Annotated in this window: 13 protein-coding genes; 2 read left to right on the top strand and 11 right to left on the bottom strand. The window is 44.9% G+C overall.

The genetic code is table 11. The annotated features are described in order from the left end of the window. The first annotated feature begins 236 nt into the window (after positions 1-236). Together E4N66_RS00260 and E4N66_RS00255 are read left to right on the top strand one after the other, a co-directional pair. Complete coding sequence (locus tag E4N66_RS00260; protein WP_253728459.1) at positions 237-1,877, top strand: hypothetical protein; 1,641 nt, start codon at positions 237-239, stop codon at positions 1,875-1,877. A 98-nt stretch (positions 1,878-1,975) separates the two neighbouring features. Then, positions 1,976-3,745, top strand: a complete 1,770-nt coding sequence (locus E4N66_RS00255; RefSeq protein WP_253728458.1) for a hypothetical protein — start codon at positions 1,976-1,978, stop codon at positions 3,743-3,745. 62 nt (positions 3,746-3,807) lie between these two features. On the opposite strand, the gene selD is transcribed toward E4N66_RS00255, so the two are convergent. The 11 genes from selD to E4N66_RS00200 form a co-directional block, all read right to left on the bottom strand. Continuing rightward, entirely contained in the window at positions 3,808-4,875 is a 1,068-nt protein-coding gene (gene selD, locus E4N66_RS00250; protein WP_253728456.1) for a selenide, water dikinase SelD, read from the bottom strand. A gap of 9 nt (positions 4,876-4,884) precedes the next feature. Continuing rightward, the gene (locus tag E4N66_RS00245; RefSeq protein ID WP_253728455.1) at positions 4,885-5,154 is read right to left on the bottom strand and encodes a putative Se/S carrier protein; all 270 of its coding nucleotides are present in this window, start codon (positions 5,152-5,154) and stop codon (positions 4,885-4,887) included. Next, entirely contained in the window at positions 5,151-5,360 is a 210-nt protein-coding gene (locus tag E4N66_RS00240; RefSeq protein WP_162661966.1) for a sulfurtransferase TusA family protein, read from the bottom strand. Before E4N66_RS00240 ends, E4N66_RS00245 begins: the two co-directional genes overlap by 4 nt. 82 nt (positions 5,361-5,442) lie before the next feature. After that, positions 5,443-6,492: a YedE family putative selenium transporter gene (yedE, locus tag E4N66_RS00235; RefSeq protein ID WP_253728454.1), complete on the bottom strand. Its 1,050-nt coding sequence runs from the start codon at positions 6,490-6,492 to the stop codon at positions 5,443-5,445. Positions 6,493-6,737: 245 nt separating this feature from the next. After that, a complete protein-coding gene (locus E4N66_RS00230) occupies positions 6,738-6,968 on the bottom strand; it encodes a hypothetical protein (protein WP_253728453.1) in 231 nt (76 codons plus the stop codon). A gap of 142 nt (positions 6,969-7,110) precedes the next feature. Next, entirely contained in the window at positions 7,111-8,811 is a 1,701-nt protein-coding gene (locus E4N66_RS00225; RefSeq protein WP_253728451.1) for an SH3 domain-containing protein, read from the bottom strand. Continuing rightward, positions 8,763-9,455 carry a tetratricopeptide repeat protein gene (locus tag E4N66_RS00220; protein WP_253728450.1) on the bottom strand — a complete coding sequence of 231 codons (693 nt, stop codon included), beginning with the start codon at positions 9,453-9,455 and terminating at the stop codon, positions 8,763-8,765. Before E4N66_RS00220 ends, E4N66_RS00225 begins: the two co-directional genes overlap by 49 nt. Then, a complete protein-coding gene (locus tag E4N66_RS00215; RefSeq protein WP_253728449.1) occupies positions 9,439-10,401 on the bottom strand; it encodes a vWA domain-containing protein in 963 nt (320 codons plus the stop codon). The genes E4N66_RS00220 and E4N66_RS00215 overlap by 17 nt, the downstream gene beginning before the upstream one ends. After that, positions 10,401-11,399, bottom strand: a complete 999-nt coding sequence (locus E4N66_RS00210; RefSeq protein WP_253728447.1) for a VWA domain-containing protein — start codon at positions 11,397-11,399, stop codon at positions 10,401-10,403. Before E4N66_RS00210 ends, E4N66_RS00215 begins: the two co-directional genes overlap by 1 nt. A 63-nt stretch (positions 11,400-11,462) precedes the next feature. After that, a complete protein-coding gene (locus E4N66_RS00205; protein ID WP_253728446.1) occupies positions 11,463-12,518 on the bottom strand; it encodes a lipoprotein TP_1001-related protein in 1,056 nt (351 codons plus the stop codon). Between the two features lie 221 nt (positions 12,519-12,739). Beyond that, a complete protein-coding gene (locus E4N66_RS00200) occupies positions 12,740-15,589 on the bottom strand; it encodes a prealbumin-like fold domain-containing protein (protein ID WP_253728445.1) in 2,850 nt (949 codons plus the stop codon). Positions 15,590-15,634: the final 45 nt, after the last annotated feature.

The raw sequence follows: 15,634 nt of genomic DNA, 5'->3' as shown, positions 1-15,634 counted from the left end.
AGCTTGTATTCCGGCACTCTAGCACAGTTAGGCGGTAAAAGCAAGCAAAATCAAAAGTATGTCAAAATTAATATCGAAACCTCAGGCAGACATCGCAAATAAATCTAAGGAAAACCTATTGTTTTGTGAGAGCTTGTAGTATACATCCAATATTTTCTGAGCTGTTGATATACTCTGTGGACATCTTTCTTTGTTTTATCTATTATTATTTACCAATTATTTCTCAGGGTCAAAAAATGCAACGCTCTATCATTGTTCTATTATTATCGTTAATGCCTGCTCTATTTTGTTTTGCAGACACGTCTTATGCGCTATTTGTAGAAAATGATCATTGGATTTATGATGCAATGCACATCCTTTCGGTCGAATCGCGACAGACAACACTTGCAGATCGTCAGCCGCTTTCTAAAGGAGAACTTACTGAATACTTTTCTACTTTTGAGAATGCTGCTATACCTCAGGCGAGTGAACCGCTGTACCGTATGATGCACGATTATTTCTCCGGGCATTCGTTTTTATTTACTCGTAAATATTTTGCATTTGATGTGAACGGTATTTTTGCGCTGCAAGGGCAATATGTACACAACCGTGAAAATGAAGTGCGGCTGGATAGTTTTTTACGGTATAATAGAACGCCTGCTGTTGTTTCTGTCCCAATGCATATGATGTTTACCCCATACATTGATTTTTTTGCTAATCTCAGCTTAAAGAAAAATTACTGGGCGGCGGTATTATCCTATCCATATACCAATCTGCCGTTGGAAGGCAATGCCTTTGAGGCTGCCGTTCCTACGCAAGCCGGACTGTCTCTTGGAGGACGCATCTTTAATCTTACCATCGGACGTGGGGCTTTAAATATTGGCAGGTCGCTAGCAGGTAGTATGCTGCTTGCAGATACCGTAGACCGAATGGATTACATAACCGCCTCATTTTTCTATAAGAAGGTGCGATTAGCACTGAATGTATTGGAATTAGAGCCTACTCGATTTGTATTTTCTCACGAAGCTTCGTTTCGCCCAATTAATTGGATTACACTCCGCTTTTACGAAGGAATCGTGCTTAATGCTCCGTTTGATCCTAAATACTTAAACCCGATGATGATTTTTCATAATTTTTTCGGCTGGCGAGAGAAGACTTTTAATGGAAATGCTTCTGAAGAAGCCGGCAAATCAAGCCTCGGTTGCCAATTCGGTGTCGGTGTTGATATAGTTCCGATACGAGGTTTGCGGTTATATGGTCAATACGGTCAAAATCAATTTCAGACCTCGTTTGAGCTGAAAAACTATCCTAAAGCCCGGAATATTCCTAACAGCCTCGGCGGTTTAGCCGGTATTGAGTATATCCATCCGTTCAGTTTTGGACATCTTTCCGTAACAGGTGAGTTTTTATACGCAAACCCGTGGATGTATATAATGGAAAATAAGCATATCAGCCTCTACCACCGCCGGAAGGATACTGTTGCAGGCAAGGAAATGACGGATTCGTACATCCGGCAATGGGTTGCTAATCCGTATGGTCCTGATACAATCGGGGCTTTTTTACAGATTACGTTAACGGAACCCCAAAAATACCGTGCAAAGCTTGGGTACCGTTTTTTGGCGAAGGGAGAAAACGAAGATAATTTTTTTGATCCCAGTAAAGAAAAACCAGGAAAGCCTGGGATCTATTACCCTGATGCCGATCACTATGAAGCAATAGCACAGGCAAAGACCCCGTATGGGAACCCTGCATATTTTCATACGATTTCGTTGGAAGGCACATACCGGGTGATTAAACAGCTTGAACTGAATGCAGGGCTGAACTGGACAATTGTATCCGGTAGAAAAAACGGACACGCGGTGGATATTTATTCTTCGGTTAAATATACAATCCGGTAATATGTGCTTATATGGTAGGCTCCTGCTTGAGCATATCGCCGATTTTTGATACCTTTCGCACTTGTTATAGAAATAATTATGAAAAAGATGAGGTGTGTATGAAAAAACTTTTATGCATTGTATTATTACTCGTCGCGTTCCATACGGTATGTATTCAGGCGCAAGCTCCAGTTAATTTGTTCGATCCGTTCTATGAAGATTTATCGATATGGGAAGGAAGTGGTTTAATCAATGATGCACCAAGTATCAGACCATATCCGCTGCAAGAAATTGAGCGCTTACTGCAAATAGTTATGGAAAAAGGAGATGCCGGTCAGCGTAGAAAAGCTGCTGAATATCAAGCACGTTTTTTTCAGCGGCCTTTTCACTTTGGTGGAAAAGCTGAGTTTAACTTTGCTTCACCCGATAACCAAAAACAATTTTTTATAACGCCTTTCGGTACGCTTAACTATTCGCTAATGAAGTTTTTAACTATGTCCGCGTATCTGAGTGTTAATCTTATGAATACGCTGGATAATGAAAGTTTGTTACCTGCATATTCCTATTCGCAAAAAGATATTGCCGATGATGCAGGAAATATCGGTAAACTCAAACTACTTCCTGCATTTAATACTTCGGCAACATTCGGTACTGCAGAATATTATTTTACTGCCGGCTTAGGGCGGACTTCTTATGGTCCCTTCCATGACAGCGGTATTTTTATTTCCCGTGATGCATTCCATGCAGGGCATTTTATTTTAACGATTAACAAGAAAAAGTGGGCATATAATCAAGTTCTTTTGTTACTTGCTGCAACCAATGATCATAAAGGCTCTATTGGACCGCAGAAGTTTTTAGCATCTCATTCTATTGATATTCGGCCGTTGACCTGGCTCTCTTTTTCTATTATTGATACAATGAGTTATGGCGGGCGATTTGAGCCGATGTATTTAATTCCTTTCTCAGCTTTTTTTCTTGGACAAAGTGTCTATAGCTTCCCTGATAATTCTTTAATAGGGCTTAGCGCAACTGTCAAACCTATAAGAGGTTTACGTATTGATTCAGCGTTTTATGTTGATGATATCGGCTTAAATGAAATACTAAAGTTTAAAGATGCAAAATGGCGTTTAGCAGGAGAATTTGGAATTTCATATACCATGCCGAATACTCATTGGTTCTCTTTTGTCGATTTAAATTACACGTTTGTGATGCCGTATATGTATACACATGTTGACGATGATGATTATAATAAACCAAATTATCAAAATTATACGCATCACGGTTCTCCGCTTGGAACAAACCTCGACCCGAACTCTGATAGAATTCATCTTAAACTTAAATTTCGTCCGCTCCATGGGCTTGATATCAACCTTTCCAATACCTTTATCCGCCATGCTAATATAACTGAAAGTATTACGGATATCAGTATGATAAAAGACTACCTTGCACGACAGTATACAACGGATGGATCGGTATTTAATCATCCTACGATTACAGGCAGGGCTCAAAATGGCGGTACTGACTGGAAAAATCATGCCTTCTTATATTCCACGCCCTTTATGCGACAACAGACCATCCAATATGTTAACCAGCTTGCATTGGATATCAGCTGCCATTTACCGATTTTAAAATCAGGCGGGTATATGCTGTTTAAATTCGGCTATGTGTTTGAGGCAAATATCAACCCGGGTGTAGGGCAAAATATCTATAAGGCAACTAAAACCAATTGGTATGGCCAAAAACTTAGTAACATTACTGATGATGATGGCAATACAGGAGAAGTTGCGATTCGGAAAGAAGCCGCCAGACAGCTTGCAGACTGGCGTGCCAAAGCTATCGGCAAGCAGTTCAACCACTATATTCGGTTAAGCGCAGAGTTTGCGTATTAGGAAAAGTTTTTATCGTCGGGCTTTTGAACTTAACTTAAATCGCACTATCTGTGCGGTTTAAGTTAATAGTTTACTCGGACAACCTTATCGGTGCGTTCTACAACCGTGCCGATAATTGCCGGTTTTCCGCAGACGGTATTTTCAAGGACGGTGCAGAGTTCTGTGTATAACTGTTGCGCATCTTTTTGCGCTACCGCAATAACAAGCCCGCCTGACGTCTGAGGGTCAAACAGTATATCCTGATAGGCGCGCGGCACTCCGTCCAGCGCAGCATTATCGCCGACAAAGCTTCTGTTTGAATACGCTCCGGCGGGAACAAAGCCCATTTCGGCATATTCAACGGCAGCGTCAAAAATCGGCAGCGATTTACAGGTAAGCTCAATACTAAGGCCGCTTCCCTTTCCCATTTCATACAAGTGCCCCAACAGTCCGAAGCCGGTGATATCCGTACAGGCGTGAACCTCGTATTTGGTCATCACAGTGCAGGCGGCGGCATTTAAAAAGGCCATAACGTCATACACGCTTTTAAGCTCATCCGCGCCGAGCATATCAGCTTTCGCTGCCGTCGTTAAAATACCGGAGCCGATGGGCTTGGTTAAAATCAGTACATCGCCCGTTTTGCATGCTGAATTTCGGAGTATTTTATTGGGATGCACAAAACCCGTTACCGCTAAACCGTATTTCGGAATGCTGTCGTAAATGGTGTGCCCACCGCAGATAATTGCCCCCGCCTCAAACGCCTTGTCGGCGCCACCCCGCAGTATCTCTTTGATAACAGGTTCGGGCATTTTTTCCGAAATACAAAGAAGATTGAGCGCCAGTTTCGGAACGCCGCCCATTGCGTAAATATCGCTGAGCGCATTCGCGGCAGCAATCTGCCCGAACATATACGGATCATCCGTAATGGCCGGAAAGAAGTCAGCCGTAAAAATTAATGCCGTTTCGTCATTGATTTTATAAACAGCCGCATCATCCGATGTATCGAAACCGACCAAAAGCCGGGGATCGGAGCAAATAGGAAAGCTTTTTAATAATCCGTCCAGTGCACCCGCACTTAATTTTGCCCCTCATCCGGAATAGGACGAAGATTTAATTAAACTGAAATTTTTATCCGGGATTGCACAGCTCATGTTTGCCTCTTAATTGTCCACTGCGGTATATGTGCCGGCGGCGTCAAAGCTGAACACTTCATCGCGTTCAATGTTTGCAAAGTTCTCTGCGCCGAACACAGCGCCGTCTTTTATCATAACTTTAACCGCCGTACCGCAGGCGGAGCTGAGTTCGCGCGGCACGGGAATAAGCTTAACGGTAATCACGCCGTTTTGCACAGCCTCGCTCTTTTCGAGACTGCGCATACAAACGAGCGCTTCGTAATGAGTGTGAAACGTTATTACGTAGCCGTCAATCATTTTGAAACAGTGATTTTCCAGTCGCTGCCGTCGGCTGAAACGGAGGTTTTTGCCTTCATCTTATCGCAAAAGCGAATAACATTTTCTTTTGAGGTTTCATTATCAACAAGTACCGTAAAATTCTGATGTGCATCGAATGCTTTTTTTGTCCGTACCACCGGTTCGGGGCAAGAAAGTCCCCGTGCATCTACCGTATAATCTGCCATTTTTGTCTCCTTCTGAAATATTTTCTATGTTAAAAAAAGCGGCATCCCTAAGAGGTCGATGATTAGGGATGCCGCGAAAACATTATTTATTTTTTGCTGCGTAGTATACGCTGACGCAGGCTGTTACAACTAATCCGATAACAACGGCAATCATCCCCGCGCTTGTCGGGCCTTTACCGGAAGAAGCAAGGCCGAAGTTGTGAGCGAAAGCGGCGCCTGCAATCAAACCGGTTACGGTTACAGCCGAGTCGGTGTTACCCTCACCGGTTAAAATGAGCTGGCGTAAGGGGCAGCCGCCGAGCAGAACACTCGCCCATCCGACCAGCACCATACCGAGCGCGTTCCACAACCCATCGGTGTGGGCAACTGCTTGTCCCGCGAGTCCGAGCTTAAACTGCCCGGTTACGAGCGTTCCGATAAGCACGGCAACTAAAATAGCAATGCTGCCCGTTAAAAGGTGGAAGTCTTTGAGCATAATCGCATCGCGGATACCGCCTGCGGTACAGAGTCGGCTGCGCTGTGCCAATGCGCCGCCGACAAGACCGATACCGAGTGCGAGCGCAATCGGCGCATGCATTGAACCGGGGCCTTTTTCGCTAAAGGCAAGAACGGCGGGGAATGCAACCAATAAAATGAAGAATACGATCATCACGATGGGGGCAAACATACCTTCCTGTCCGGATTGGGGATACGCGCGGCTCAATGAGAAGTTTTTGTTGAGGAATACCACTCCGATAGCGATACCGATGATGAACCCTACAAGGCCGAATACCGCATTCAAGTCGCCCGCACCTAAACGCAAGAACATACGAAGCGGGCATCCCAAGAACATCAACGCACCGATCATTACAAAAAAGCCTAACACAAAGCGGGTAAAAGGAGCCGAACCGCCGCGGGGCTTAAACTCTTTTTTTATGAGCGCGATTGCAAACGCACCGACGATAAGTCCGATGACTTCGGGGCGCATATACTGTACGACGGCTGCATTGTGCAGTTTTAAGGTGCCCGCAATATCGCGCAAGAAACAGGCAATACAGAAGCCCATATTCCCCGGGTTTCCGAATTTAACCAATACGACAGCCGCAATACCGATAAATACGCCTGTCAGTGCTACCATGAAATGTTTTTTCATTTCACTCCTCCAGTTTTTGTTTTTTTAATAAAACTATAAAAAAAATTATATATAGTATGATACAAGGAGTTTATAGGGCTGTCAATATTTCTTTTAAAAATATATGTGGGTATTTACTGCTCTGACAGGCGGACTGCGTTTCCCGGCAGAAACGAGCTTAGGGGTAAGCCAAACTTCTAGCCGCAGAATGTATAGGCTGTATACATTCTGCGGCTTGTCTCTATTTTATTTTAGATAGCTCCTCGCTATTTTACAACATGCCGCCCTGATGGGGATGCCGGACAGCTTATTCCGGCTGAGGTAACAATTCTATCACCAAGAATGCTTACTTGACGTCCACAGTGGATACAGTGAACACCGTCATATACGGCAACGTGCTTTTTTGTCGGGTTCCTGGTACAAACCATATCGCCGGTTGCGGATGCTAAATTATGACCGACCGGTTTTATATCTTGCTCACAAAATCTACATTTCATAAAAAACTCCTGTAAAAAGCAATACTCCTTCTTTTTATCATTTTTTATGAGAGAAATCAACAACCCTGATGCAGAGTGAAGGTCGTACTGCAACAAGGTATTAAAACATCCCTATGGCTCAAGACAACTTGGTTATCCTAACTTAATTGTACTGTATGACCGACTGCAGCGGTATCCAGCCGATAACTCCGCCGGCGGTTTTGATATAATACCATTGCGGTGTTTTGCGTATGATAATAACGCTTTCACCTGCCGAAAGCCGGTGTATAATAGTGCCGGTATTTTCCGGGATACGCCGCACCGCTATTTCGCCGGCATCCTCAATGCACACGCCCTGCGGCCGCAGTATGAGCCGGAACAGTACGGCGGCGAGAGTTCCGCTGCACAATGCGATGATGATACAAAGCAGCATAAACCGCTTTTTATTGCGGAAACCGCACACTGCCGCACCGATCAGTAATAAGCCGGAGATTACCGCCGTTAGAATGCCGAGCAGGCGCGGATACAGCGGCAGTGGATGCGCAATCTCCAACGCAGCTTCCAGTTTTCTGCGTTCACGGCGGATTGCGGGAGAAAAAAGCGCCGCGGCTTCCTGTTTGCGGTAGTCGGCTATTTGCTTTGCCGCGGCGCTTTGTTCTTGCTCGGTCATAGTGCTGCCGCTGTACTGCGTTTCAGGCGGGAGCGCCTGAAACGCAGCGGCGGTGAAGCCGTCCGCGCCGCTTTTATCGGCAGCCTCAGTAATTGCCTGCCGGTCAATGCGGTACGCAGAAGGAGCGCTGAATGATTTTCCGCCCGCTGTAAAAAATATCTGCGCTTGAGGAAGGCTTTGAACACCTATCCGCAGCGGTATTAAGCTGAACATTGCAAGAACATAGCGCTCGTTGCCCGAATCTTCGTATGGAATGGACGCAGCCGGTATGACGGCGCTGGAAATACCGGTGTCCGGCAAACCTGCCGTATTTGACAAGTCTGACGAGTTTATCAAAACAGCCGCATCGAACGGCAGTTCGGCAAGAGTGAGCGGTTTCAGCGCGGTGCTTTCGGAAGGCGCGCATTCGATACGGACTATTTCAGCCGGTAACGGCAGCTCACTGTGAGTATCCCGAATAGCAGCGCCGCTTCGGCCATCTTGGGCTTGGGCTGATTCGGAGCCGAGTCCTGCAGAACCGGAAACTTTTGATCGACCGGCTTCGAGGAGGACGGCTTCGATTTGAGCAGAGGCGGTTTGTAAAGCATGCCGGTAGCGCTCGGTATATCCTGCCGAATAAAAGGCTGCGGTTAAACACAGGATGTATTCCGTACCTTGTTCAAGGGCTGCGCCGTCCGCAACCGGCAGACCGCTTACAGAATACAGCGTCCACACAAACGGCGTATGTTCCGAAAGCCGCGGCCGGTGTACGGTTATATCCAGCGGTGTCAGCTCGACCGTTTGCCGTTTCCATTGCAGCTCCGGTTCGAATCGGAATCTACCGGTTTTGTTAAACCGATACCGATAGCGCAAATGCAGGCCGTCCCGTTCGGGAATTGCACTGCTTTGTATCACCTCTGCCGTCTCGTTCTCCCGCTCGAGGATAAATCGCGGCGTATCGCCATTATTCTTCTGCAAATACGGAGCCTCTCGTTTGATGATTACTTCAATTTCAAATTCACGATCAATTGATAATTCGGTACCGTCTATTTTAAGTTCAATAAAATGCTCGGCATAATCGTTTTGCTGCCCATAGAGGATTACGGCTGCACAAAAGAAAAAAAAGATTGTTGCCGTCTTCGCGACTAGCCTGCATGGTAAGAAATCTAATAATCGTTTATCGCCGGTTCCGATTCGCGTTGTGTTTTTTTCCATTCGGTTTGCTCTCTTTTGCGAATAATATCTAAGATAATCGAATCCGTCAGATCGGCTTCGGGATCTTCGGACGTCTGTTGCGGAGCTTGATGCTGCATCTCCCGCTGTGTGTCGCTCAATTTTTTACTCAACTCGTAATTAATCCTAGCTGCCGTATCGCGGCCGGACAGCTCCAATGATTTTCGGAACAATGCCGCCGCTTCCGCATAATCCTTTGAATGAAATGCAATAATGCCTTGTTGATAAAATCGATGCGCCCGTAAAATATCCGGAGCGGTTTCGAAACCATTTTGTAATTTTCCGGATGCAGCCTCATCCTCTCCCTGCATCAGATATGAAGAGGCAAGCGCAAAATCCGTGTACGGTTTTATGGTCTCATCGGGTAATTCCTCCGCTAAACTTTCAGCCTCATAAAAATACAACACGGCATCGTTCCAATCGCTCCGCATCCATGCGAGTGTTCCTTTTACGTGTGCAAGTTTTGTTTGTTGCTCAACGCTGCATCCCGATAGGACAAACATCGTCATCAGTAAAAAAATAAAACTCACCGACAAAAATGATGATCTAAATAACGATGATAATAATGTTGAAAATGATGACATGGGTGATATGACGGCAGCCGGACGTCTATATTTTTTTAGCACGGATACCTCCCGCACAAAGACCGAGACAAAAAAAGAGGAGCGCCATCGCCGTACACTCGAATGTCCGCCGTACCGGTTTTTGCACATATCGTATTTTCTCACTTTCGGCATCGCCTTCCGTCAGCGATTGCAGCACCTTCTGTGCCGAACCGAGGTCGGCAGCGGAAATATAAAAACTTCCGTTCAAGGCTTGCTCCGCATAGCGTTTAAGAATAGATTCCTCCAACACACTTTTTTGTACGACCGATTCGTGTTTTTCATTCAGGATGGAAAGCGTACCGCCTGTTTCCGTTCCAAAGCCGATGATAATCAGTTGAACATTTTCTTGCCGATACCGCGGAAGAATACGCGGCACCGAACCGATTGTTTCACCGCCGTCGGTACACAACACAACCGTTTTTCCGGTCAATCGATTTTCGGGGAATGCCTCCAATGCGACACGCAGCCCGTGTTCAAGATTGCTTCCCGCCGAGGTTGCATTGAACGGCGACAGCGTTTCCGCTGCGGTCAGTACACTCTGATGATTAAAACTCAACGGTACGGCAAGCGTACCCAGTCCCTTTATCGTAACAAGTCCGCAGGCTGTTTCCGGTAAGCGTTCTATCAAAAAGGAAACATAGCGCTTTGCAAATTCGAGCCGGTTCGGTGTGATGTCGGCGACGGTCATACTGCGCGAAATATCGACGGCAAAGATGACCGCATTTCCGTGTTTAACTACGGTGGTTTGTTTTGTGCCCCAGAGCGGTACGGCTGCGGCAATACTGAGAAACAGCCATCCGATGCTCCAAAGCGCCGTTCGGATTCGCAGTGTCCGTATAATGGCGTGAATCTCTCCCGCCGCCGCGTAGCTTTCTTTTAATTTTTTTATGCGGTACAACGTAACGGCGCAGGCAGGCAGAATACCGATGATGCACAACAGGAAAAACGGTTTTTCAAATTCAATCATTATGACACCGCCTGCATTCCAATTCTGCGGAGTAGCCATGATCCTACCGCGCAGCTCATTGCAATCAATAAAAAAAGCCCGTCAAGGTACGCGTATTTACGCATCGTCATTGAAGGAGGCGTCGCCGGTATCTTTTGAATAAATCGATTAAAAATATCCGTTAATAATTCGGGCGACTGTGCCGAAAAATAGCGGCCGTTACCGTAACCGGCGATTTTTTGTAACTCCGCTTCGTTAAACACGGTGTTGAGCGTACCGGAAATTTCTTTTTTTTGAATAGGATCAATATACTTAACCGGCGCATATCCCGACTTCCCCAACCCGATAACGTAAAATCCGATTTTTTTATGTTTGATGATATCCGCGGCCGCGCGGGGATGCACCTCGCCGGTGTTATTATCTCCGTCGGTAAAGAGAATGATATGTGAGGGAATCGCGGAATACTGCGTCAAATGCAGCACGGCAGAGGCAAGCCCCATCCCAATTGCTGTCCCGTCTCCGAATTCACCGACTTGCAGTTGATCCAAACGAGTCAGAAAGGTGTGCCGATCGATTGTCGGCGGAATGAGTACGGCGGCGGAACTTCCCAGCGCGGTAAGCCCTAACGAGTCGCCTTCATATTTTTCCGCAAAAGACTTGATAATCCGCTTCGCCGCCTCAAGCCGTGTCTGTGTTCCCATGTCCTGTGCCGCCATCGAGGGGCTGGTGTCGATGACAAACATCAGCGCCTGTCCCGAACCGGCATACATCGCTTCGGAAGTTTGCCGTACCGGTTCCGCAAGCGCAGCGACGGCGAATACAAAAGCTGCCGCAAGGGTGTACTGAGAGATACGGTGCGCAAGATACACCCGCAGATTTTTTTCGGGAACAAACCCGTTCCAATTTCCAAGCGGCAGCGATATCGATACGGCTTGCAATCTTCCCGTCCGCCGGAGCAGTACAAAAGTCGGCAGTAACAGCAAGAGGAAAAAAGAAAGCGGTCGTTGAAAATTCAGCACACGGATACCCTTATCACGGTTTTAATTTTACGGGTCTGTATGCGTTTATGCAAGGGTAACCAATTAATACGGTTTCCCCATCGTAACTTGCTTCGAATCCCGCAGTGTCCAGCTGCCGGCTTTATTGACGCCGGTCTTTGCATCGCGCGCCAGCGATTTCGAGGCGGTTATCGGTGCTATAACGGCAGCCTTTAAGACGGCGCCGCCTCGCCATACACCGCTTGCAACCGCTGCTTCCGCTTCCCGTACCAGCTCTTCATCATTCCATGTAGGAGCCGCCTCTCGCTTGGCAAATTCTTTTTCCGTGCAGTAGAGAATCGCATCCTGAATATCTCCGTCCGCTCGGGTTTTTATCAGAATGACATTTGCGTTCCGTTTGGGAATACTCGTATACGGCCCCCAAAAATCGCGTGCAGCCGGACATGCTTGCGTTCCGCCGGAAACGGTTTTAGCGGTCAGTTCATCGCAGATACCTTCTTCGACGGAACGCCAGTGGTATACAATGGTTTCTCCTGCGGAAACTTCTGCGGAAGGGAACTGATAGTGCGGATGTTGCTTATCCCCGACATTCGTAATGGTGATGCCGGCAAGGTTCCCGCTTTCCATCACAATGAACTCGATAAATTCACTTTTGGGTTTGCTGCTGTACAATGGGCGGATTTCGGTTATTCGTAATTTTGCAGGGCGCGTATTAGCTCCTTCAAAGGGCAGCGCAAAATCGAGGACACTGTGTTTTGTGTCCGACACGGAACCGCGCAATACAAACGGAGCTCCGATACCGATCGGGGCGGTTGGGGTAAGCGCAACGGCGGTGTAGGTATCTGCCTTGCCGGATTGCCCTTCGGAATCGGTAAAGCCGTCGGGAATATCCATATTCTCGGCGTTGCACGGTTGCGTTTCTCCCGTTTCGGGTATAAAAATTTCCGCCGACAACAACTCCGCCGTACCGGAAAAGAACAGTTGCACGGTATTGTCTTCTGTCCGCGCGGCCTTTGCTATTTTGACCGGTTCGGCTTCTCCTCCGATAATCTCGGTAAAAATGGGCTGTTCAGAAAAACCTGCGCATCCTGCTCCAAACAGGGCGCAGACAATCGGCACAACAAACAAGAGTTTTTTCATCAGTTAGCCTCCTAAGAATCTACAAGCTAACCTCTATATGCGACACGCGCGGCTTTTTGGCTAAGGATTTTGGGGGAAAGAAGGGAAATTTTTTAAAAAAAATTGTGAAAGCAGGGAGCTTAAGTTTCGGCTTGAGCACCAAGCCTTATAGGCCTCGGTGCAGGAGATATCCCGAAAGTCGGTTGCTTTCGGGATATCTCCGTGATTTTTCTCGGCGAAGATTATTTTAGAATCTTCCAGTTCGAGATGGTTACCTTATAATAACTGACCCCAGAAAAGTTCGGCTCAAACTCATAAGCTTCAGACCTTTCGGTTGTAAGTTCTCCCGTAAAATCATTTACAGGGGTTTGTTTCTGAGTCCCCTTAAAATAGTACATTTTTCCACTGTGTTCAATAGCCAAAAGCCACTTATCAGATATTACAAAGGCAGGGTGATAAACCATTTCCTTGGCAGATCCATTAGTATTGAGAGTTTCCTTTGATTCAACAAAAAAATCATTATCGGGATTCTGTTTGCTTGGAACATAAAACCTCAGTTTTTTTGAACCAATGTTTGGAATACTAGTCGTACCCTCCCCCTCTATTGTAATTTTAAAATATCGATCACGTTTTGTTTGGGGGAATAGATCTGATGATAATACCTTTTTTTCATCAACGGCAAAATCTATTAAGGAAGCCTCTTCAAAATTATCAGTAAAACTTGCAACAGCTCCGCTCATCTTTAACCATTTAAAGGGCTTAGTATTATTTTTAAAGCTTTTGCCTACGTAGAAACCGAGATAGTATTTTCCGGGAAATATCCGCCGGTGTTTATGTGGCTCGAAAGTTACAAAATGGTCATCCTTAGCCAAATATAATTCATTCACCGGGGTATATTGATTCTCAACCTTTGCTCCAAAGGCTATTCCTCGGTCGTATCTAAAGTCGGAAGAGTTAAAGTCCGTATCTGCTTTAAATAAACGGGCAACCCAAAACTCATTATCATACTCAGAGCCTCGAATCATTAAGCCTGCATTGTTTATACTGAGCTCAGCGTATGGTCTATTCACCGTTAAATTCTCTGAGTTAGTTCCGTTAAGCTCAATAGGCTTTGCATCCCCTTTATTAAGTTTTTTATCATACCAAAATTCATATTCTTGAAAGGTGCCGGTATCTTTTAATTTTATATAATAAGAACCCTGAGGTAAATGCTTAAAAGAAAAGTCTTTATTTGAGGACAGGCTTAAAAAAGGAGTTTCTTTTTGGTCCTTATATAATTCAACCGTACCTATGCGTCCGGAATAGTTTCCGTAGATGTCATTGACTTTTAAGTTAAGCACGGACTGCGCTGTACCAGGATATGCAATATTGATGGTTTCTGCTCCCATGTTAAACTTTATCTTTTGACCATCCGCTTTATGTAAAGAGAATGTATCCCTTGCAGACATCCAAAGTTCAGGTGATGTAGCTGCAACTGCAGCATATTTGTCTGGCTCATGCTTTATGTTTACAAAATATTCACGGGCTAAAACTGTGTTGCCGTTAAAAATTCGTACAGGTTTTCCGTCTTCTTTATTCTTCAAAAAGAATACGTTGTAACTACCTCTATAGGTAGGGAGCGCATATTGTATCTTTACATCAGGATACCACAAATCGTAATCGTTTTTTGAAGTTTCAATAGTCATAACACAGGCAGCATCAAAACTATCTCCGATCTGTTTGCCTATCCAGAATTCGTTAGGATAAATGTTTCCAGGTTTTTCGGGTCTATAGCCTTCAAGGTACTTAAAAGCAAATTTATGACCAATCGGCATAAAAGCTTTAAAGTTTACAGCCTCCTCATTTTCAAACCTTCTTATAGTATATAAAATTTGACCATTAGAGTCGGCCATTTCTATTAGACTGCTATAGCTGCGCCCATTTTCAAAATCCCTAGGAGTTGTAAAATTTGAGTTATCCGCCTTGTGCTTCATGGTAAAATTAACCGTTTTAGCTTCCGGATATTTAAAGGTATACGTTACATCTTTAATTCCATTACCTTCATAGGTTATAATACTTGCCTCATCTTTAGAAAAAACGGCAGTCCCATCGTTTTTATAGTAGCAGCTTAAAATAGAGGTCTTAGCTGATCGATCGTAGGAATTGGTTTTATACTCAAGTATACGTTTTTCTCCTAAAAAGACACCACGCAACTCAATATCGTCATATTTAGTGTTTATAGCTTTCATTGAGGAACCGTCATGCTGTTGCAAAACTCCCTTAATATCTCCCTGGGGATGATAAGGACTAATTAAGTTTATGTCGTTTAAGTTTACTTTGCAGGCATCTTCTTCCTTTATAGTTACCGTATAGTCGGGATGTTCAGGTGTATGTCCCGCTTTTTCTTTAAGCCAAAGGTCATAATATTCCATCTTGTTTTCATTAATGCCCTCATAAGAAAACTTGACATAATAAGCCCCCTGATCGGTTAAGTAATCCATAGTGGGGGGGGGGGGGGATAAAGATTCTGTACCTATGTTAAAACTTTGCTTGGCAAGAAGCTCTTTTTGGTCGTTTAAGATGGAAACCGTATATTTTACATCTTTCGGATTAGTAGGGCTATATGTGCGTTTTGGCATCTGTACGCTAAGAGCAGGTTTCTTTAAAATGGTGATAAGCTCCAGGTCAGCTCCTTTTTCATCGGTAATATTAATAATAGTAGCATCAAAGCTGCTCTTGCCGTTATACCACTGTATAAAGTGCCCGAGAGAGCCGATAGTAACTGATGTTCCGGTAAATTTTATAAGGTATTTTCCGCTTGCCAGATTTTTAAATTCGAATGAACCATCTGTACCTCCCGAAATTGTAAAGTCAATCTCTTTCAGGCCTTCTCCATCTTTCTTGTAAAGTCGAACAGTTGCAATTAAGGGATTTCCATCATATTTTAAGGATCCCTTTATTACACCTTTTTCAGCAGGTTTAGTCGTATTATTTTCACCGTTGTTTTGCTCCGGTGTCTTGTTTTGATTTGAGCCTGAAGGTGTAGGACAAGCACTAAACAATAATAAAACTACAGCGCTTAACAATAAAAGATTCAAAAATTTTTTATACATAAAAATCGCCTCCGAAAATAAAAATCTACCCGAGTTGTTATAGAT

Origin of the sequence: Treponema sp. OMZ 857 (assembly GCF_024181085.1) — a bacterium.
Taxonomy (GTDB): Bacteria; Spirochaetota; Spirochaetia; order Treponematales; family Treponemataceae; genus Treponema.
This window is presented reverse-complemented; position numbering and strand designations above follow the sequence as displayed.